Here is a 20222-nt window from a genome sequence, read left to right as displayed (position 1 = left end):
GTTGTCGTCGATGCCGGCGTGTCGTGCCGCCAACCTCATGATCACCGGAGCCAGACCCGGAGGGGGCCCGCGGGGAGGAAGCCGGCTTGGCGGGCCGGGGGCAGGTCCGGGGCGGTCTCGTAGCCGACCAGGGCGACGCCGGGCCGGGTGGCGACGACCGCGCGCCAGATCGTGCCAAGGTCGCCGACGTGGCTGAACAGGTTGGAGACGCCGGACGGGTCGTCGCCGCTGACCACCGCCCCGCCGACGACCGCGCCCCGCTCGTCGTGGCGGGCCAGCACGCGGATGTGCGGGTCGGCCAGCAGCGCCGGACGGAACAGCTCTCCGCCGCCGTGCGCGCTCGCCCAGGCCGCCAGCCCTTCCGGGGTGGTGACGGGGGTTAGCGGCGGGTCGGCCGGCGGGTCGGTCGGCCGACGGTGGATCCACTGCGCCTCGAAGAGCACCCGGAATCCGTACGCCGAGAGGTCGAGGTCGGCGAAGCTGTCCTTCACCGACGCGCCGGCCCCGGCGTCGATCCTCGCCAGCAGCGCCTCGGGGTCGACACCGGGGCGCAGGGTGACCGCGTCCGGATACCACTGTGGAGAGCGGCGGGGCACCGACCACGCGTCGGCGTCGATGCGACCGGTCAGCCCGTGGCTGGCGCACACCGCGGCGCACCATCGCGCGTTGTCGTGCGCCGCCGCCTCCCGCACATCAGTTGACACGTCCGGCAGCCTACGAGGTCAGGACCCGGTGAGGACGACGAGTCGCTGGGTCGCGCGGGTCATCGCGACGTACCTGTCGACAGCCCCCTGGATTCCGTCGCCGAACGTCTCCGGGTCGACGAGGACGACCAGGTCGAACTCCAGCCCCTTGGTCAGTTCCGGGGTCAGCGACCGGACGCGATCCGTCGTCGGTCGGTACGTGGGCGCGCCGACGACGCAGGCGATCCCGTCGGCGTGCTCGGCGAGCCAGCCGTCCACGATCGCGTCCAGGTCGTGGACCGATCCGTGGGTCACCGGGATCCCGTTGGCGCGGATCGAGGTCGGCACGTTCGCGTCCGGCAGCACGGCCCGGATGACCGGTTCGGCCTGCGCCATGACCTCCTGCGGCGTCCGGTAGTTGACGCTCAGCGAGGTCATCGCGACCCGGTCGAGCCCGATGCGCCGCAGTCGTTCCTGCCACGACTCCGTGAAGCCGTGCCGGGCCTGGGCGCGGTCCCCGACGATGGTGAAGCTGCGCGACGGGCAGCGGGACAGCAGCATCTGCCACTGCGCGTCGGTCAGCTCCTGCGCCTCGTCCACGACGATGTGCGCGAACGGGCCGGCCAGCAGATCCGGGTCGGCGCCGGGCAGGACGGCCTCGTCGACAAGCGCGTCCTGCAGATCCAGTTGGCGCAGGCTCGACAGCACGCCCTCGCCGTCGTCGTAGGCGTGGGCCTCGATCAGCTCGTCGACGACAGTCGCCATGCGCGCGCGCTCGGCGGCGATGGTGGCCTCGTGGCGGCGTGCACGCCGGGACGTCTCCGGGTCGCCGAGCCGCTGCCGCGCCGCGTCCAGCAGCGGCAGGTCGGACACCGTCCAGGCGCGGGCGTCGGCACGCCGCAGCCGGCGGACGTCGTCGGGGCCGAGCCAGGGGGCGCACCGGCGCAGGTACGCGGGCACCGACCACAGGTCCGCGACGATGTCTGTCGCGTCGAGCAGCGGCCAGGCGCGGTTGAACGCCGTGCGCAGGTCCCGATTGCGCAGCAGCGACAGGCGTACCAGCTCGTCCGCCTCGTCGCCGTCGTACTTCCCGACCAGGATCGCCAGCAGCTCCTCCCAGATCTCGTCCCGCGCCTCGTTGTGCGGGGTGCCGGGTCCGGGCGCCTCGAACGCCTGGGCCCAGTCGTCCGCGCTCAGCCGCACGTCCGTGTCGCCGGCCGTGACAGTCATCGCCGTGGTCGGCGGCTCCTCGTAGAACCGCACGGCCGCCTCGATCGCGCGCACCAGGTCGGCGGAGGACTTCAGCCGGGCCACGTCCGGGTCGGTCTCGACGGTCGCCGCGGCGCCCTCCGGGACGAGGTCGCGCAGGGTGCAGGTCTGCACGTCCTCCTCGCCGAGGCTGGGCAGGACGTCGGCGACGTACGCCAGGTAGGGCTGGTGCGGCCCGACGAACAGCACCCCGCCGCGGCGCTGGCCGAGGCGCGGGTCGGAGTAGAGCAGGTACGCGGTGCGGTGCAGGGCCACGACGGTCTTGCCGGTGCCCGGACCGCCGTCGACGACGAGGGCGCCCCGCGATCCGGCCCGGATGATGGCGTCCTGGTCGGCCTGGATGGTGCCGAGCACGTCGCGCATCCGGGCCGACCGGTTGCCGCCGAGGCTGGCGATGAACGCGGACTGGTCGTCGAGCGCCGCGTGCCCCTCGAACCCGTCCGGGGTGAACACCTCGTCCCAGTAGTCGCGGATCCGGCCGAGGGTCCAGCGGTACCGGCGGCGGCTGACCAGACCCATCGGGTTGGCGTGGGTCGCTCCGAAGAACGGCTCGGCGGCCGGGGAGCGCCAGTCGAGCAGCAGCCGACGACCACTGCCGTCGGTGAGGCCGAAGCGCCCGATGTAGACGGGCTCCGGGTCGTCCGCGCTGACCATGCGTCCGAGGCACAGGTCCAGGCCGAAGCGACGCAGGGCGCGCAGGCGAGCGGTCAGCCGACGGACCTCCTCGTCCCGGGCGACCGCCTGGCGGCCCTTGCCGGCGGGTGCCCGGCGCTCGGCGTCGAGGCGGTCGGACAGGTCCGCGATCGACTGCTCCAGGCTCGCCGCGATGACGGCGAAGTGCTGCTCGTCCCGGGCGATCAGCGCCGGATCGGCCTTGGCGGCGAGGTTGTCGGGAAGGTCGAACACGGCGTCCGCCGCCGACGACTTGTGCATGTGCTGGCTCTCGTTTCCGCAGGTCCCGGCCTTGGACGGGCAATTCTGCGGTACACCTGGGGCCTTGCCGCAAGTCCCCCCATGCGGTATATGTTGGATATGGCGGGAGGTGTGTCGCCCCTCCCGGCCGCATCTCCCGGTCAGGGCTTCCGTTCGGCGTAGACGAGATCCATCGTGTCGGCGCGCCCGCCCCAGCGCAGGTCGAGGTGCCAGCAGCCCGCGCGCGGCATGTCGATGATCGACGGGCCCGGCCCGCCGGCGACCTCACGGGTGACCCGGGTGTCGGTGCCGTCCAGCGTCGCGGTGATCACCAGCGTGACCGGTGAGTCCGTGGCGGGCGACGTGGTGACCGGGCGGGACACCCAGAGGATCTTGTTGGTCGACCCGTCCGTTCGGCCCTGCGCCAGCGGATGGGTGAACAGCACCGCCACGATGTCGCCCCGCGCGCCGAAGACGTGTGGCATCCGGGTGTCCCCGTGGAAGCCCTCGTCCGCCCAGTCGGGCAGCGACCCCGTCTCGACCCGCGACGCGCAGCCGGTCGCCGCCCGCACCGACGGCGTGCCGGCCGGCGTCACGGCCGCGTCGCCGGCCGGCGTCGATCCCGGGCCGCCGGCCCGCGTTGTGGCCGGGTCGGCGGCCGCGCAGCCCGCCAGCAGGAGAACCGACCCCAGCAGAAACCTGCTCCAGGTGACCATTGCGCCCCTTTCGAGGAACGTGTGCCTTGCACAAGAAAGACACCGCTCGCGTCGGGCAGGTTCCTCACCGACGTCCGTCACTCGGTGCAGGCACACGCCGGTGATGATTCCGCGTCAGGTCGCCGAAGCGATGGCGTGCCCGTGATTTCCTTGATGTTCGCTGACGCTGAACGCATAGGCCCGGGTGGTACAGGCGTTGGCCCATCCCGACCACCGGACCGGACAGCGATCGAGCGGGGTTGCACCGGAATTGCACGACCCGGAACATGAGGAGAATGGTTGCGGCAGGCGGGGGACCCGACGGAGCACGCGACGTGGCGGAGTTCGTGGCTCTTCTGCGGCGGTTGAAGGAAGATTCGGGCTACACCTACCGGCAGTTGGAGATGCGAGCGGCCCGGCGCGGCGATGTGCTGGCCCGCAGCACCATCGCCGACACACTGCGCCGCGACTCACTTCCCCGGGCGGATACGTTGATCGCCTTTGTCCGTGCCTGTGCGCCGGCCCAGGACATCCGTGCCTGGCTGGCGGCCCGCAACCGTCTGGCCGCGGCCACCACCCCGGCTCTCGACATCGGCGGCGCCAGCGCGGCGACACCGGTGCCGCGACAACTGCCCGCCCCGCCGGCGCTGTTCATCGGACGAACCGACGAGCTGCGCCTCCTCGATGCCGCCGTCGGCCAACCAGATCCGCCGAGCAGGACGGTCCTGATCTCGGCCGTCGGGGGCGCGGGCGGGATCGGGAAGACCTCGCTGGTGTTGCGGTGGGCCCACATGCACGCCGACCAGTTCCCGGACGGGCAGCTCTACGCCGATCTGCGCGGCTTCGGGCCCGACCTCACCCCGGTACCCGCCACTGTGACACTGCGCGGTTTCCTCCAGGCGCTGGGCGTTCCGCCCGCGTCGGTACCGCATCCGGTGGATGCTCAGGCCGCTCTGTTTCGCAGTCTGGTCGCGACGCGGCGCATGCTCGTGCTGCTCGACAACGTCCGCGACACCGACCACGTCATACCCTTGCTACCTGGCAGCCCGACCTGCACTGTCCTCGTCACCAGCCGTCACCAGCTACGCGGCCTGACCGTCACCCACGGAGCCAGGACGCTCACGTTGGACAGGCTCTCCGAGGCGGAGGCGCGGGAACTGCTGGCCGCCCACCTCGGTCAGGCGCGGGCGCTCCAGCACCGGTCAGCCCTCGACGCACTGGTGCGACACTGTGGCGGCCTGCCGTTGGCGCTGGCCATCGTGGCGGCCCGGGCCGCCACGCATCCCGACCACCCTCTCGACGGCCTGGTCCGTGACCTGCGCGACACCACCGTCCGACTCGACGCCCTCACCACCGGAGAGCTGCGGGCCGACCTACGCTCGGTCTTCTCCTGGTCCTGTCGGGCCCTGAGCCCGCCGGCCGGTAAGGTCTTCGACCTCCTCGGCCTGGTTCCGGTGGTGGACATCAGCCTGCCCGCCGTGGCCAGCCTGACCGCCACCTCCACGCAACGGGCACAGGAACTGTTGCGGGAGTTGGAAGACACGTCGCTGGTACGTCAGCACGCGCCCGGCCGCTTTCGGATGCATGACCTGGTCCATCTCTACAGCGCGCAGCGTGGCCGGACCCAGCAGGGTGGCGAGGACCGGGAGGCGGTGCGACGGCTTGTCGACTTCTATCTGCACACGGCCTGTGCGGCCGACCGATTGCTCGATCCGCGCCGTCCCCCACTCGTACTCGGCGAGCCGGCACCCGGCTGCACCCCAGTGGCGTTGACGGATGCGAGCATGGCGATGTCCTGGTTCGACGCGGAACACGAACGGATGCTGGAAAGTCAGCGCCTGGCCATGCAACGGCTGTGGTATCCACAGGTCTGGCAACTGGCCCGGACGTTGGTCACGTTCCACGCCCGACGTCGCCAGGTCACCGATCAGATGGCCGTGTGGCACATGGGCCTGACCGCTGCGGAGCAGGGGGGCCTCACCTCGGCACGAGCCATGGCGCACCGCTATCTCGGCCAGGCACACAGCCAGAATGGTGAGCGCGACGAGGGTTTGCGCCACCTGCGGCTGGCCGTCGACCGCGCCCGCGAGGCCGGCGACGCCGCCGAACTGGCACGAGGTCACTACGCGCTGGCGGTAGCCGCAGATCACGCTGGTGACCCTCGACAGTCGCTGGTCCATGCCCTGCAGGCGTTGGCCGAGTTCCAGGATCTCGCCGACACGGTGGAGGTAGCCCGGGTCCTGAACGCGATCGGCTGGGCGTGCGCCCAGTTGGAGCGCAACGAGGAGGCGCAGGACAGTTGCATGCGCGCCTTGACCCTGTTCCGGCAACAGGGGCACCCCGATGGTGAAGCCGACACACTGCACAGCCTCGGCTTGATCGCGCACAACACCGGTCAGCAGCACGCCGCGTTGGCCTACTATCGGCAGGCCCTCGCGGTCTACCACGACGTCGGCAACACCCGGGGCGAGGCGGACTGCCTGGACAGCCTGGGTGGCCTGCACGAGAGCCTCGGGCAGAACCGGGAGGCCCACGACGCCTGGCAGCAGTTGGTCGTCCTGTTGCGCGCACAGGGCCGGGCGGCCGAAGCGCTACAGGTCGTGCAGCGGCTCCGCCTGCTGCCACTCTGAGCGTCTGGCCGCCTTCCGACAGACGTCCAGGCGGTCGTCAGGGGAGCGACCGGGCGATCTTGAGCGCCTCGGCTCTGGTGAGTGAGCCCTCCAGGCGGTACGTCACGTCGGACTGTTCCCAGATGAGGGTCGAGGCCGCGAGCCGGGCGGTCTCCTTGCGGACCTGTCCCGACCGGTCCACGTAGGACACCACGTGGGGGCCGTCGACCCAGATGGCGAAGCTGCCGTTGACCTCCGTCCACTCCGCCCCCGGTCGGCTGGTCTGCTTGTGAAAGGTCAGGTCGAGGCGACCGTCGAACGCGTCGAGGCGCAGCGCGCCGCCGTCGTAGAGCAGCGTCGCCACCCGATGCGTGCCGGTGCCGTCCGGGGCGGCGACCGTCGCCCGCTCGGGTGGACCCAGCGCGGACGGCATCCGGATCGGGAAGCGCACCGCCCGCCGCGCCTCGTCCAGCCCGACCGTCCGCTGCGACGGCAGCGGCGACGGCTCGCCCGCGGGCAGCGACGGCGTGGGCGACGTGGCGATGCTGACGCCGGCGAAGCGCAACACCTCCCCGAGGGCGTCGGCGATGGCGGCACGCGTCGGCGGGAGCACCGCGACCAGCAGGGCAACCAGCGCCGCCGCGGCATAGGAGCGCCAACGGCGACGCCGGCGTACGCCCCTGACGAGGCGGGCGCGTACGCCTGCTGTCACGTCCGGCGGGTCGGGCGTCTCCAGCCAGGCGGACAGGTCGCGCAGCTCGGCTTCGAGGCCCTCTGCGCGGCGGTCGAGGTCACCCATGGCGCACCTCCTCGTCGGCGAGCAGGGCGCGCAGTTTCGCCAGGGCACGTGAGGTCCGTGACTTCACCGTGCCCCGGGGCCAGCCCAGTGTCGCCACCGTCTCGTCCTCGCTGAGGTCGAGGAAGAACCGGCAGACGATCACCTCACGGTCGCGTACCGGAAGTTGACGAAGGGCCGCCACCAGCGCGGCGCGGCGCTCACCGGCGAGGACCGCGCCGACCGCGTCGTCCTCGGCGACCTCCGACGTCGGGTTCGCCGCCGCCGTCCGCAGGACCAGGCCGTCGCGGCGTACGCGGGAGCGGTGCAGGTTGCGGGTCTCGTTGGCGACGATAGCGAGCAGCCAGGATCGGAACGACGACTCTCCCCGGTAACGGGACAGCTTGCGGTACCCCTTCACGAACGCCTCCTGGATGACGTCCTCGGAGTCGGAGCCCGCACCGAGCAGCACCGCCGTCCGGTGCGCGGACGCGGTGTGCCGGGCAACCAGGAGGTCGTACGCCTCCAGGTCACCGGCCCGAGCGCGGGTGACGAGCACGTCGTCGTCCAGGGAGACCTCCGATTCCTCACAGTGCTGACACCGCCCGCGTGCCCCAGGTTCCGCCAGTGGTCCGGCGAGTCAGATTTCTCCCACCCGGCGTGCAGCGTATTGCCAGGAATCGGTGCTGAACTGGAGAGGCGTCCGAGGAGAGGGGCTGGGCATGAGCTGGTTCAACCGGCGGTCACGGGGCGCCGAGGCGACCCCGACGAAGCTGGACCGCGAGGCCACCCGGGACGACCTCGCCGCGCTGGAGGCGTTCGTCGCCAGCCGGCGGGGAGTGGAGTTCTACCTGGAACCGGAGACCACCGCGACCGACACCACGGTGGTGGCGATCGCCCACGACGGCGAGTGGATCCGCCGCCGCACCGGCACCCCGCGCGCGGCGGGCGCCATCGCCCGCAAGCACGCGGTTCCGCTGTACGAGGCGGCCCGCACCGGCTACCCGGAGCGGATGCGGGTGTGGAACCGCGCTCACCCGGAGCGCCACGCCCGCTGATCGGCCGGGGGGCCGTGCCCGCTGATCGGCTGGGGGGCCGTGCCCGTTGATCGGCTGGGGGCCGTGCCCGTTGATCGGCTGGGCGGCCGTGCCCGTTGATCGGGTGGAGCGCCCGTGCCCGCTGATCGGGTGGAGCGCCCGTGCCCGCCGATCGGCTGGAGCGCCCGTGCCTGCTGATCGGGTGTCGCCCCGCACCGGGCGTCCTGCGCGGAGCCGAGCACCGCTCGACCCTTCGCGGCTGGTGTTCGATGCCTTTGGAGCTGATGCGGTTGACGACATCGCCGCGGAAGCGAAACCAACCGACTGGCGCGCCTCAGGAAAACCCGGGTGCGGTGGACGGGCCGGGCGCGGTGGACGGGCCGGGTGCGGTGGACGGGGCGGGTGCGGTGGACGGGGCGGGCGCGGTGGACGGGTCAGGAAGCGGGTGGGCCCGCGGCAGTGGGCGGGAGTCGGGAAGCGGGAGGCAGGGCGATCGGGGCTTGCGGCAGTGAACGGGAGTCGGGAAGCGGGAGGCAGGGCGACCAGGGCTTGCGGCAGTGAACGGGGTCAGGGAGCGGGAGTCAGAGCGATGTCGTCTACGACATCAGCTCCAAAGGGCCCAGGGACCCGCACCCTCCCCGCTGGCAGGAGCGCCCGGCGACCGGCTGGCCGGCCGTGCCACCGGCCGGCCGTGCCACCGGCCGGCCCTGCCTTCGGCGGCCCGCGACGGCGGCATCCGCAGGGTCGGCGAGTGGCGACGTGTGCGCCTGCCGCAGACGTGCGTTCGTGGCGTGGGACGGCGTGCGACTCGTGACGTGAGACTCGTCGCGCCGGCGCTGCGGAGCAGGTGAGCGCGGCCGGCGATGCCGGGACCTGCGTTGACCGGCGGCGGACGGGTGTGGCAGCATTCGCGGCCTGACGGCAGTGAAGGAAGTCGGTGCGAATCCGACGCGGTCCCGCCACTGTCACCGGGGAGCGATCCCCCCTCGTGAGTCACGGCCGTGTGTCTGCGGTTGGAAGGCCGGGGGAGAGCGTCGATCCGGAAGCCAGGATACTTCGGCCGTCGGGACGTACCCCAGGGCGTGGACACCCGAGGAGGACCCGATGACGCTTGGCGTCTCCATCATCGACGGCGATTGCCGTTTTCCCCACCGCGGCCGTGTCGCCGCCGCGATCGGCATCGACTCCGTTCACCGCTGAGTTCCGGACCGCGTCGTCTGTCGTCCCCGGCCGCACGCCGGTGAGCCGGCCGGATCGCGGCCTCCGCTGAACCCTGCGCCCATCCCACGTCGCCAGGCCGCTCCCGCGAGCGTGCCGACGTTACCGTCCGGAGCCTGCCGTGCGCGTTCTGCTGCTCTCCACCGCCGACACCGACCTGCTGGCCGCCCGCGCCAGTGACGCCGACTACCGGCTCGCCAACCCGGCCCGGGTGGCGGCCGACGAGGTGCCCGCCCTCGTCGACGGGGTCGACCTCGCCGTCGTACGCCTGCTCGGGGGGCGGCAGGCGTGGCCGGACGGCCTCGCCGCGGTGCTCGCCACCGGCGTGCCGACGGTCGTGCTGGGCGGCGAGGCGGTGCCCGACGCGGAGCTGATGGCCGTCTCCACCGTGCCGTCCGGAGTCGTCACCCAGGCGCTGGCGTACCTGGTGGAGGGCGGGCCGGACAACCTCGGGCACCTGGCCCGGTTCCTCGGCGACACGGTGCTGCTCACCGGCCAGGGGTTCGCCCCGCCCGCGCCCACCCCGGCGTACGGGGTGCACGGCGAGCACCCGACCGACCCGGATCGGCCCACCGTGGGGATCGTCTTCTACCGGGCGCACGCCCTCGCCGGCAACACCGATTTCGTCGACGTGCTGGCCGACGCCGTGCGGGCGGCCGGTGGCAACCCGCTGCCGATCTTCTGCGGCTCGCTGCGCGGCCTGACCACCGGCGCCGGCCCGCTCGGGTTGTTCGCCCGGTGTGACGCGCTGCTGGTCACCGTGCTCGCGGCCGGCGGCGCGGTCGCCGCCGACGCTTCCGGGGGCGGCGACGAGGACGCGTGGGACGTCGGCGCGCTCGCCGCCCTGGACGTGCCCGTCATCCAGGCGCTCTGCCTGACCAGCACCCGCGAGCAGTGGGCCGGCAGCGACGCCGGGTTGTCCCCGTTGGACGCGGCGATGCAGGTGGCGATCCCCGAGTTCGACGGCCGGATCGTCACGGTGCCGTTCTCGTTCAAGCGGATCGACGCCGACGGCCTCTCGGTGTACGCCGCCGACGCCGAGCGGGCCGCCCGGGTCGCCGGGATCGCCGTGCGCCATGCCCGGCTGCGGTACGTGCCCAACGCCGACAAGCGGGTCGCCGTCGTCCTCAGCTCGTACCCCACCAAGCACTCCCGGGTCGGCAACGCCGTCGGGCTGGACACCCCGGTCTCGGCGGTCCGGCTGTTCGCCGCGCTCGCCGAAGCGGGTTACGACCTGGGTGACGCGCCGCCGCCCGAGGACGGCGACGCGCTGATCCACGCGCTGATCGCCGCCGGCGGTCACGACGTGGAGTGGCTCACCCCGGAGCAGTTGGCCGCCGCCGAGGCCCGGATACCGGGGCGGACGTACCGGCGCTGGTTCGAGGCGGTCCCGGCCGAGCTGCGCGAGCGGATGCGGGAGCACTGGGGTGAGCCGCCCGGCGAGCTGTACACCGAGGGCGGCGACATCGTGCTCGCCGGGCTGCGCTTCGGCAACGTGGTGCTGCTGATCCAGCCGCCCCGCGGCTTCGGGGAGAACCCCATCGCCATCTACCACGACCCGGACCTGCCGCCGAGTCACCACTACCTGGCCGCGTACCGCTGGCTGGCCGCGCCGGTCGCGGACGGCGGCTTCGGCGCGGACGCCGTGGTGCACCTGGGCAAGCACGGCACCCTGGAGTGGCTGCCGGGCAAGGGGCTCGGCCTGGCCGCCGACTGCGCGCCCGACGCGGTCCTCGCCGACCTGCCGCTGGTCTACCCGTTCATCGTCAACGACCCCGGCGAGGGCACCCAGGCCAAGCGCCGCGCGCACGCCGTGGTCATCGACCACCTGGTGCCGCCGATGGCCCGCGCCGAGACCTACGGCGACCTGGCCAAACTGGAGCAACTGCTCGACGAGTACGCGACAGTGCAGGCGCTCGACCCGGCCAAGGTGCCCACCGTGCGGGCCCAGATCTGGGACCTCGTACGCGCCGCCGAGCTGCACCACGACCTGCACGCCGAGGCGATGCCCGACGCCGACGACTTCGACGACTTCGTGCTGCACCTCGACGGGTACCTGTGCGAGGTCAAGGACGTGCAGATCCGCGACGGGCTGCACATCCTCGCCGACGCGCCCGTCGGTGAGCCCCGGGTCAACCTGGTGCTCGCCGTGCTGCGCGCCCCGCAGATCTGGGGCGGCAAGCACGCCCTGCCCGGCCTGCGGCAGGCGCTCGCCGCCGCGTACGGCCTCGACGAGCAGGAGCTGCTCGCCTCGCCCGGGCAGCGGATCGCCCTACCGGTCACGCTGACCGACGCGGTCGACGGGCCGGCCGGCACCGCCGCCGACGCGGTCGACCTGATCGAGGCCCTCGCGCGACGGCTGGTCACCGGCATGGAGACCCTGGACTGGGACGCCGGCGTCGTCGACGCGGTGGTCGTGGAGGTGACCGGGCAGTCGATCCCGGACGCCGCCGCCGTGCTGCGCTTCGCGGCCACCGAACTGGTGCCCCGGCTGGCGCGTACCACCGACGAGCTGACCAACACCCTCGGCGCGCTCGACGGTCGGTTCGTGCCGCCCGGCCCGTCCGGTTCACCCACCCGGGGCCTGGTCAACGTGCTGCCCACCGGCCGCAACTTCTATTCCGTCGACCCCAAGGCCATCCCGAGCCGCAACGCCTGGGACGTCGGGGTGGCCCTCGCGGACTCGCTGCTGGCCCGGCACCTCGCCGACACCGGCACGTACCCCCGCTCGGTGGGGTTGACCGTGTGGGGCACCAGCGCCATGCGCACCCAGGGCGACGACATCGCCGAGGTCCTCGCGCTGGTGGGCTGCCGCCCGGTCTGGGACGAGCGGTCCCGGCGGGTCACCGGCGTCGAGGTGGTGCCGACCGCCGAGCTGGGCCGCCCGCGCGTCGACGTGACAGTGCGCATCTCCGGCTTCTTCCGTGACGCGTTCCCGCACGTCGTGGCGCTGCTCGACGACGCCGTGCGGCAGGTCGCCGCGCTGGACGAGCCGGACGAGGAGAACTACCTGCGGGCGCACGTCGCCGCCGACCTCGCCGAGCACGGTGACGAGCGGCGCGCGACCGCCCGGATCTTCGGCTCGAAGCCCGGGGCGTACGGCGCGGGCCTGCTGCCCCTGATCGACGCCCGGACCTGGCGCAGCGACGCCGACCTGGCCGAGGTGTACGCGGTGTGGGGCGGCTACGCGTACGGCCGGGGCCTGGACGGGCGGGAGGCGCGCGCCGACATGGAGCGCTCCTTCGCCCGGATCGCGGTGGCGGTGAAGAACCAGGACACCCGCGAGCACGACATCGTCGACTCCGACGACTACTTCCAGTACCACGGCGGGATGGTGGCGATGGTCCGTCACCTCACCGGCACGTCACCGCAGGCGTACGTGGGTGACTCGGCCATGCCGCACGACGTGCGCACCCGCACACTGGGTGAGGAGACCCGGCGGGTGTTCCGGGCCCGGGTGGTCAACCCGAAGTGGATCGCCGCGATGCGCCGGCACGGCTACAAGGGCGCGTTCGAGCTGGCGGCCACCGTGGACTACCTGTTCGGCTACGACGCCACCGCAGGCGTGGTCGACGACTGGATGTACGAGCACCTGGCCGCCGCGTACCTCTTCGACGACACCACCCGGGAGTTCCTGGAGAAGTCCAACCCGTGGGCGCTGCGCGGCATCACCGAGCGCCTGTTGGAGGCCGCCGACCGGGGGCTGTGGGCCAAACCGGAGCCGGCCACCCTGGACCGGCTGCGCGACACGTACCTGGCCAGCGAGGGCGACCTGGAGGACCGGGCATGAGCACCACCTATCCGTTCAGCGCGGTGCTCGGCATGGCCGACATGCGGTTGGCGCTGCTGCTCAACGCGGTGTCCCCGGCGATCGGCGGGGTCCTCGTGCGCGGTGAGAAGGGGACCGCCAAGTCCACAGCCGTGCGGGCCCTCGCCGCGCTGCTGCCCCCGGTGCGCCGGGTCGCCGGCTGCCGCTTCGGCTGTGACCCGGCCGAGCCGGACCCGGCCTGCCCGGACGGTCCGCATCCGGCCGACGCCGCCGCCGAGACCCGCCCGGCCCGTCTCGTCGAGTTGCCGGTCGGCGCCGCCGAGGACCGGGTCGTCGGCTCGCTCGACCTGGAGAAGGCCCTCGGCGAGGGCGTACGCGCCTTCGAGCCGGGTCTGCTCGCCGCCGCCCACCGGGGGGTGCTCTACGTCGACGAGGTCAACCTGCTGCACGACCACCTCGTCGACCTGCTGCTCGACGCGGCGGCGATGGGTCGCAGCCACGTCGAGCGCGAAGGCGTCTCGGTCAGCCACGCGGCCCGGTTCCTGCTGGTGGGCACCATGAACCCGGAGGAGGGGGAGCTGCGCCCGCAGCTGCTCGACCGGTTCGGGCTCACCGTCGAGGTCGGCGCGAGCCGGGACCCCGAGGTCCGCGTCGAGGTGGTGCGCCGCCGGCTCGCCGCCGACGCCGACCCGGCCGGGTTCGCCGCCCGGTGGGCCGACGCCGACGCGGAGATCGCCGGCCAGGTGGCCGCCGCCCGCCGCCGGCTTCCCGGGGTACGCCTGCCCGACGCCGCCCTGCGCCAGATCGCCGAGGTGTGCGCCGCGTTCGACGTGGACGGGATGCGCGCCGACATCGTCACCGCCCGTACCGCCCTCGCCCACGCGGCCTGGCACGGTCGGGACCGGGTCACCATCGACGACGTCCGGGTCGCCGCCCGCCTGGCCCTGCCGCACCGCCGACGCCGCGACCCGTTCGACACCCCGGGGCTTGACGAGAAGCGTCTCGACGAGGCGTTGCAGCGCGCCCAGGACGCGCACCCCGACGACCCGGACGACGACGGCCCCCAGGACCGTGGCCCGGACGACGGGGGCCCGCAGGGCGGTGGCCCGGCCGGCGGTGGCGGCCCCAGTGGCGATGGCCCGAGTGGTGGCGGCCCGAGTGGTGGCGGCCCACAGGGCGACGACGGCGGCGACGGGGCCGACCAGGGTGGACCCGGGTCGGCCGGGCATTCGGCGGCGCGCGACGGCAGTGGCCCCGACGGGCGCACCGACGGCCCCGACGGTGCCGAGAGCTGGCCGCAGCGCCGGCCGGGCGACCTGGGCGACGACGGTCAGAACTCGCGCCCGCGCGGGGGCCGGGAGTCGGCGACCGGCGACGACGACCCGACTCGCGGCAAGGATTCCCCGTCGGTGGCCGTACCCCGAAGTGGGTTGAAGGCCCGGCTGCTCACCGCGCCCGGCGTCGGTGACGGGGTGCCCGGCCGGCGTTCGCGTGCCCGCACCGGTCGGGGCCGCACGACCGGCGCCCGGGTGCCGGAGGGCCGTGTCGGCGCGTTGCACCTGCCGGCCACGATTCGCGCCGCCGCGCCGCACCAGGCGTTGCGGGGACGGCTGGCCGGCCCGCTGCGGTTGCGCCCGGACGACGTGCGGGAGGCGGTCCGCGAGGGGCGGGAGGGCAACCTCGTGCTGTTCGTGGTGGACGCCAGCGGCTCGATGGGCGCCCGGCAGCGGATGACGGCCGTCAAGGACGCGGTCCTTGCCCTGCTCACCGACGCGTACCAGCGGCGGGACAAGGTCGCGGTGATCGCGTTCCGGGCAGCCGGCGCGCGGACGCTGCTGCCGGCCACCTCGTCGGTGCTTGCCGCTTCGACCCGGCTGGCCGAACTGCCGACCGGTGGGCGTACGCCGCTGGCCGAGGGGCTGCTCGCCGCCGCCGATCTGTTGCGGGTGGAACGCCTGCGCGACCCGAAGCGCCGTCCGCTGGTCCTCATCGTCACCGACGGCCGGGCCACCGCCGGCACCCGCCCGCTCGACCGCGCGGCGGCAGCCGCGAAGGTCCTGGCGGCAACGGCCGCCCCGTGCGTGGTCGTCGACTGCGAGTCCGGCCCCGTCCGCCTGCACCTGGCCGCCCGCCTGGCCACCCAGCTGAACGCCCCCCGAACCCCCCTGGAAGCCCTCACCCACCCCCGCGATCTTGCACCTCCTGTCGCGGCATGACGGACCACGCGCGCAGATGACCAACAGAAACCGCACGGTCGCGGGAGTGCCCGCGGGATGAGGAGACCACTGATGCCGCAGGGACAGCCGAGTCACGTGCCCGCCGACGGGTTGACGACCCGTCAGCGGCGGCACCGGCCGCTGCTGATCGTCCACACCGGACAGATGAAGGGGAAGTCGACGGCCGCCTTCGGGCTGGCGTTGCGGGCCTGGACCGCCGGCCTGCCGATCGGGGTGTTCCAGTTCGTCAAGAGCGCCAAGTGGCGGGTGGGGGAGGAGAACGCCTTCCGGGCCCTCGGCGAGGTGCACGAGAGCACCGGCCAGGGCGCGCCGGTGGCCTGGCACAAGATGGGCGAGGGCTGGTCCTGGATCCAGCGCGGCGGCGAGGCGGACCACGCCGCCGACGCCCTGGAGGGTTGGCGGCAGATCCAGCGTGACCTGGCAGCCGAGCGCTACGGGCTGTACGTGCTGGACGAGTTCACCTACCCGATGAAGTGGGGCTGGGTGGACGTCGACGAGGTCGTCGCCACCCTGGCCGACCGCCCGGGCTTCCAACACGTCGTCATCACCGGCCGGGACGCCGACCCGCGCCTCGTCGCCGCCGCCGACCTGGTGGCCGAGCTGACCAAGGTCAAGCACCCGATGGACGCCGGCCAGAAGGGCCAGAAGGGCATCGAGTGGTGAGCGCGCCCTGGGCGCTGCCCCGGGTGGTCGTCGCCGCGCCGGCCAGCGGCCACGGCAAGACGACTGTCGCCACCGGGCTGCTCGCCGCGCTGCGCCGTCGCGGCCTGACGGTCAGCCCGCACAAGGTCGGCCCGGACTACATCGACCCCGGCTACCACGCCCTCGCCGCCGGGCGGCCCGGCCGCAACCTCGACCCGTTCCTGGTCGGGCCCGAGCGGATCGCCGCCCTGCTGCGCCACGGCGCGAGCGTCCCGACGCCCGCCGACATCGCCGTCGTGGAAGGCGTCATGGGCCTGCACGACGGCGCGGTGGGCCGCCGCGACTTCGCCTCCACCGCGCACGTCGCCCGGCTGATCGAGGCACCCGTGGTGCTGGTGCTGGACACCACCGCGCAGGGCCGCTCCGCCGCCGCGCTGACGCTGGGCATGGCCGCCTTCGACCCCGCGGTAGGCATCGGCGGGGTGGTCCTCAACCGGGTCGGCTCGCCCCGGCACGAGTCGCTGCTGCGCGACGCCCTCGCCGAGGTGGGCGTACCGGTGCTCGGGGCGGTCACCCGCGCCGCCGAGGTCGCCGCGCCGGCCCGACACCTCGGCCTCGTCCCGGTCGCCGAGCGCGCACCCGAGTCCGTCGCGATCGTCACCGCCCTCGCCGAACTGGTGGAGGCCACCGTGGACCTCGACGCCGTCCTCGACCTGGCCCGCAGCGCCCCGCCGCTGACCACCCCGGCGTGGGACCCGATCACCGCCGTCGGCGGACCGGCCGGCATCGAACGGCCACGGGTCGCCCTCGCCGGTGGCCCCGCCTTCACCTTCTCGTACGCGGAGACCGCCGAGCTGCTCACCGCCGCCGGCGCGGACGTCGTCACCGTGGACCCGCTGCGCGACCCGGCCCTGCCCGCCGGCACACGCGCGGTAGTGATCGGCGGCGGCTTCCCCGAGGCGTACGCGGAGGCGCTGGCCGGCAACGGCACGCTCCGGGCCGAGCTGGCCGACTTCGACGGGCCGGTCGTTGCCGAGTGCGCCGGGCTGCTCTACCTCGGGCGGACCCTGGACGGCGTACCGATGTGCGGTCGGCTGGACCTGACCGCCCGGATGACCGGCCGGCTGACCCTCGGCTACCGCGAGGCGACGGCGGTCACCGACAGCCCGGTGGCCCGCGCCGGCGAGCCCGTACGCGGCCACGAGTTCCACCGCACCATCACCGACCCGGAGCACGGCGAGCGGGCGGCGTGGCGCTGGAACGGCACCGACCACGGCTTCGTCGCCGGCCGCGTGCACGCCTCCTACCTGCACACCCACTGGGCCGGCCACCCCGCCGCGGCCCGCCGGCTGGTCGAGGCGTGCCGATGAGCGCCGACGCCACGCTCACCGGCGTCGGTGTCGGGCCGGGCGACCCGGAACTGCTCACCGTCAAGGCCGTGCGGATCCTGCGCGAGGCCGACGTGGTCTTCGTACCCGTGATGGCGGACCGGGGCGAGCCGACCGCGACGGCCGGTGCGACGCCGCCGGGCGCGGAGGCCGGGCGGGCCGAGGCGACAGTCCGGGAGTACGTGCCGGCGGACCGGCTGCGCCGGCTGCCGTTCGCCCTCGACGACCGGGGTGGGGTGACCGCCCGCCGGGCGGCCGCCTGGGACGACGCCGCCCGGACGGTGGTCGACGCGATCGACGCGGGCGCGCGGTCCCTGGCCTTCGCCACCATCGGCGACCCCAACGTCTACTCCACCTTCGGCTACCTGGCGCAGAGCGTCCGCGCGCTGCGTCCCGCCGTGCGGGTGGCGACAGTGCCCGGCGTGACCGCCATGCAGGAGCTGGCCGCCCGCAGCGGCACCCCACTCTGCGAGGGACGCGAACCGCTGACGCTGCTGCCGGCCACCGCCGGTCTGGCGCTGTTCGCCGACGCCCTCGCCGGGCCGGGCACCGTTGTCGCCTACAAGGGCTGGCGGCGGCACCCGGAGCTGCTCGCCGAGCTACGCCGGCAGGGCCGCCTCGCCGACGCGGTGCTCGGGCGCAGCCTCGGGCTGCCTGGTGAACGGATCGGACCGGTCGACGACACCGACCACGACCTGCCGTACCTGTCGACGCTGCTGGTTCCGGCCCGCCGCGAGCACCGAGGAGGAAAGCTGTGACACGCAACGGCAAGGTGTGGTTCGTCGGGGCCGGCCCGGGTGCGGCGGACCTGCTGACCCTGCGGGCCGCCCGGGTGATCGCCGCGGCGGACATCGTGATCTGGGCGGCCAGCCTGGTGCACGCCGACGTCCTCGACCACGCCCGCCCCGACGCGGAGATCGTCGACTCGTCGCAGCTGCCCATCGAGGGCGTGCTGCCGCTGTACGAGCGCGCCGCCGCGCAGGGGCTCACCGTGGCCCGCATCCACTCCGGGGATCCCGCGCTCTGGGGCGCCGTGCAGGAGCAACTGGACCTGTGCCGGACCCTCGACCTGGCCGTCGAGATCGTGCCCGGGGTGTCCTCGTTCACCGCCGTCGCGGCCCTCGTCGGGCGGGAGCTGACAGTCCCCGAGGTCGCCCAGTCGGTGATCCTCACCCGCCTCGAAGGCGGCAAGACCCCGATGCCGCCCGGCGAGCGGGTCCGCGACTTCGCCCGGCACGGCACCACCATGGCGCTGTTCCTCTCCGCCGCCCGCTCCGGCCAGGTGCAGGCCGAGCTGCTGGCCGGCGGCTACCCGGAGGACACCCCGGCCGTGGTGGCGTACCAGGCGACCTGGCCCGACGAGCTGGTGGTGCGCTGCACGGTCGGCACCCTGGAAGCCACCGTCAAGCAGCACAAACTGTGGAAGCACACCCTCTTCCTGGTCGGGCCGGCCCTCGCCGCCGAGGGCACCCGCTCGCACCTGTACCACCCCGGGCACTTCCACACCTTCCGTCGCGCCGAGCCGGCCGCCCGCGCCGAGCTGCGCCGCCAGACCGGCGGCCGCGCCGGGGGAACAGGCACACCGTGACGTACGCCGAGCCGCCGCTGCGCGAGCCGGACCTGCCGCGTACGGCGAAGGTCCGGCCCACCGCCCTGCGGACGGGGTGGACCACCGGCGCCTGCGCGACGGCGGCGGCGAAGGCGGCGGTCACCGCCCTCGTCACCGGGGAGATTCAGCCGGACGTGGAGATCGGCCTGCCCGCGGGCCGGCGCGTGCGCTTCGGAGTGGAACGCTGCGAGGTGACCGGCACCCCACCCGTGCGCGCCGAGGCGGTGGTCGTCAAGGACGCCGGTGACGACCCGGACGTCACCCACGGCGCCGAGCTGACCGCCACAGTGGACTGGACCGACGCCCCCGGCCTGCGGCTGGCCGGCGGTCCCGGCGTCGGCACCGTCACCAAACCCGGCCTCGGGCTCGCGGTCGGTGGCCCGGCCATCAACGACACACCCCGCCGGATGATCGGCGAGGCGGTGGCCGAGGTCGTCGACCTCACCGAGGTCGGTGTCCGCGTGGTCATCAGCGTGCCCCGGGGCGAGATCATGGCCCGCAAGACCACCAACCGGCGGCTCGGCATCCTCGGCGGCATCTCGATCCTCGGCACCACCGGCATCGTCCGCCCCTTCTCCACGGCCTCCTGGCGGGCCAGCGTCGTGCAGGCCGTGCACGTGATGGCCGCCCAGGGCGAGCGGACCGTGGTGCTGTGCACCGGCGGGCGTACCGAGCGGGCCGCCCGCGCGCTGCTGCCCGACCTGCCCGAGGTCTGCTTCGTCGAGGTGGGCGACTTCACCGGCGCCGCCGTCACCGCCGCCGTGGGCGACGCGATGACCGGGGTGGTCTTCGTCGGCATGGCCGGCAAGCTCGCCAAACTCGCCGCCGGAATCCTGATGACCCACTACACCCGCTCCAAGGTGGACCTGTCCCTGCTGGGCGCGGTGACGGCCGACGCCGGTGGCGACCCGGCGCTGGTCGCCGCCGTGACCGAGGCGAACACCGGTCGGCACGCGTACGAGCTGTGGGAGGCCGCCGGGCTGCTCGGCCCGGCCGGGGACCTGCTCTGCCAGCGGGTCGGCCAGGTGCTGCGACGCTTCGCCGGGCCGACGGTCACCGTGGACGTGGCGATGGTCGACTTCGCCGGAGCGCACGTGGTCGCCTCGTCCGGGCGGTGGCCCCGATGAGCCGGACGTCCCCGGACCCGCTGGCGAACCCGGAGGCGCTGGTGAGCGTGGCGCGGCCCGGAGGGGCTGGTGACAGTGGTCGGGCTGGACGCCGCGGGTGCCCCGCCGCATCCCGCTCTCGCGCCCGCGCTGGCCGCCGCCGGGCTGGTCGTCGGGGCGGCCCGGCACCTGGCCGCCGTTCCCGTGCCGCCCGCGGCGGACACCGTCGTCCTCGGGCCGCTCGCCCCGGCCGTCGGGCGGCTGAGCGCCGCC

At 74.1% G+C, this 20222-nt stretch carries 14 protein-coding genes, 1 pseudogene and 1 riboswitch; of the genes and pseudogenes, 10 read left to right on the top strand and 5 right to left on the bottom strand.

What is annotated here, in order from left to right; all coding sequences use genetic code 11:
- Positions 1-41: 41 nt before the first annotated feature.
- The 3 genes from MILUP08_RS19465 to MILUP08_RS19455 all read right to left on the bottom strand — a co-directional run bounded on the left by MILUP08_RS19465 (position 42) and on the right by MILUP08_RS19455 (position 3580).
- Positions 42-704 (bottom strand): hypothetical protein, encoded by a 663-nt coding sequence (locus MILUP08_RS19465; RefSeq protein WP_007460738.1) that lies wholly within the window; start codon positions 702-704, stop codon positions 42-44.
- Between the two features lie 18 nt (positions 705-722).
- Positions 723-2885, bottom strand: a complete 2163-nt coding sequence (helR, locus tag MILUP08_RS19460) for an RNA polymerase recycling motor ATPase HelR (RefSeq protein WP_007460736.1) — start codon at positions 2883-2885, stop codon at positions 723-725.
- A 140-nt stretch (positions 2886-3025) separates the two neighbouring features.
- Positions 3026-3580, bottom strand: coding sequence for a hypothetical protein (locus tag MILUP08_RS19455; RefSeq protein ID WP_007460734.1), 555 nt, complete (start codon positions 3578-3580; stop codon positions 3026-3028).
- Positions 3581-3894: 314 nt separating this feature from the next.
- On the opposite strand from MILUP08_RS19455, the gene MILUP08_RS19450 reads away from it, so the two are divergent.
- Complete coding sequence (locus tag MILUP08_RS19450) at positions 3895-6189, top strand: ATP-binding protein (protein WP_007460732.1); 2295 nt, start codon at positions 3895-3897, stop codon at positions 6187-6189.
- A 37-nt stretch (positions 6190-6226) separates the two neighbouring features.
- Here MILUP08_RS19450 and MILUP08_RS19445 read toward each other — a convergent pair whose 3' ends face one another.
- Both MILUP08_RS19445 and MILUP08_RS19440 read right to left on the bottom strand, forming a co-directional pair.
- Positions 6227-6967: a hypothetical protein gene (locus MILUP08_RS19445; protein ID WP_007460730.1), complete on the bottom strand. Its 741-nt coding sequence runs from the start codon at positions 6965-6967 to the stop codon at positions 6227-6229.
- On the bottom strand, positions 6960-7502 hold the full coding sequence (locus MILUP08_RS19440; RefSeq protein WP_007460728.1) for an RNA polymerase sigma factor: 543 nt from the start codon (positions 7500-7502) through the stop codon (positions 6960-6962). The genes MILUP08_RS19445 and MILUP08_RS19440 overlap by 8 nt, the downstream gene beginning before the upstream one ends.
- 163 nt (positions 7503-7665) lie before the next feature.
- Here MILUP08_RS19440 and MILUP08_RS19435 point away from each other — a divergent pair, with 163 nt between their 5' ends.
- The 9 genes and pseudogenes from MILUP08_RS19435 to MILUP08_RS35405 all read left to right on the top strand — a co-directional run.
- Positions 7666-8001 (top strand): hypothetical protein, encoded by a 336-nt coding sequence (locus MILUP08_RS19435; protein WP_007460726.1) that lies wholly within the window; start codon positions 7666-7668, stop codon positions 7999-8001.
- 881 nt (positions 8002-8882) lie between these two features.
- Positions 8883-9059, top strand: a riboswitch (cobalamin riboswitch).
- Positions 9060-9319: 260 nt separating this feature from the next.
- Positions 9320-12988 (top strand): cobaltochelatase subunit CobN, encoded by a 3669-nt coding sequence (gene cobN / locus MILUP08_RS19430; RefSeq protein ID WP_007460722.1) that lies wholly within the window; start codon positions 9320-9322, stop codon positions 12986-12988.
- A complete protein-coding gene (locus MILUP08_RS19425; RefSeq protein ID WP_007460720.1) occupies positions 12985-15183 on the top strand; it encodes a VWA domain-containing protein in 2199 nt (732 codons plus the stop codon). Before cobN ends, MILUP08_RS19425 begins: the two co-directional genes overlap by 4 nt.
- Positions 15184-15255: 72 nt before the next feature.
- Entirely contained in the window at positions 15256-15867 is a 612-nt protein-coding gene (cobO, locus tag MILUP08_RS19420) for a cob(I)yrinic acid a,c-diamide adenosyltransferase (RefSeq protein ID WP_007460718.1), read from the top strand.
- A complete protein-coding gene (locus MILUP08_RS19415) occupies positions 15861-17216 on the top strand; it encodes a cobyrinic acid a,c-diamide synthase CobB (protein ID WP_007460716.1) in 1356 nt (451 codons plus the stop codon). Before cobO ends, MILUP08_RS19415 begins: the two co-directional genes overlap by 7 nt.
- Positions 17213-17992, top strand: a complete 780-nt coding sequence (gene cobI, locus MILUP08_RS19410; RefSeq protein WP_007460714.1) for a precorrin-2 C(20)-methyltransferase — start codon at positions 17213-17215, stop codon at positions 17990-17992. The genes MILUP08_RS19415 and cobI overlap by 4 nt, the downstream gene beginning before the upstream one ends.
- A complete protein-coding gene (cobM, locus tag MILUP08_RS19405) occupies positions 17989-18822 on the top strand; it encodes a precorrin-4 C(11)-methyltransferase (protein ID WP_007460712.1) in 834 nt (277 codons plus the stop codon). Before cobI ends, cobM begins: the two co-directional genes overlap by 4 nt.
- Complete coding sequence (locus MILUP08_RS19400; RefSeq protein WP_007460711.1) at positions 18819-19970, top strand: cobalt-precorrin-5B (C(1))-methyltransferase; 1152 nt, start codon at positions 18819-18821, stop codon at positions 19968-19970. Before cobM ends, MILUP08_RS19400 begins: the two co-directional genes overlap by 4 nt.
- Positions 19971-20039: 69 nt before the next feature.
- Positions 20040-20222 (top strand): annotated as a pseudogene (locus MILUP08_RS35405) (bifunctional cobalt-precorrin-7 (C(5))-methyltransferase/cobalt-precorrin-6B (C(15))-methyltransferase); the annotation flags it as partial.

Origin of the sequence: Micromonospora lupini str. Lupac 08, from assembly GCF_000297395.2 — a bacterium.
In the GTDB taxonomy this organism is placed as follows: domain Bacteria; phylum Actinomycetota; class Actinomycetes; order Mycobacteriales; family Micromonosporaceae; genus Micromonospora; species Micromonospora lupini.
The sequence above is the reverse complement of the archived record's forward strand: the minus strand, read 5'-3'. Positions and strand labels throughout refer to the sequence as shown.

Bases quoted from the DNA above. Each gene is read 5' to 3' on its own strand.
- MILUP08_RS19435 (WP_007460726.1), top strand. From the start codon at position 7,666: ATGAGCTGGTTCAACCGGCGGTCACGGGGCGCCGAGGCGACCCCGACG.
- cobI (WP_007460714.1), top strand. From the start codon at position 17,213: ATGAGCGCCGACGCCACGCTCACCGGCGTCGGTGTCGGGCCGGGCGAC.
- MILUP08_RS19455 (WP_007460734.1), bottom strand. From the start codon at position 3,580: ATGGTCACCTGGAGCAGGTTTCTGCTGGGGTCGGTTCTCCTGCTGGCG.
- MILUP08_RS19445 (WP_007460730.1), bottom strand. From the start codon at position 6,967: ATGGGTGACCTCGACCGCCGCGCAGAGGGCCTCGAAGCCGAGCTGCGC.
- cobO (WP_007460718.1), top strand. From the start codon at position 15,256: ATGCCGCAGGGACAGCCGAGTCACGTGCCCGCCGACGGGTTGACGACC.
- helR (WP_007460736.1), bottom strand. From the start codon at position 2,885: ATGCACAAGTCGTCGGCGGCGGACGCCGTGTTCGACCTTCCCGACAAC.
- MILUP08_RS19425 (WP_007460720.1), top strand. From the start codon at position 12,985: ATGAGCACCACCTATCCGTTCAGCGCGGTGCTCGGCATGGCCGACATG.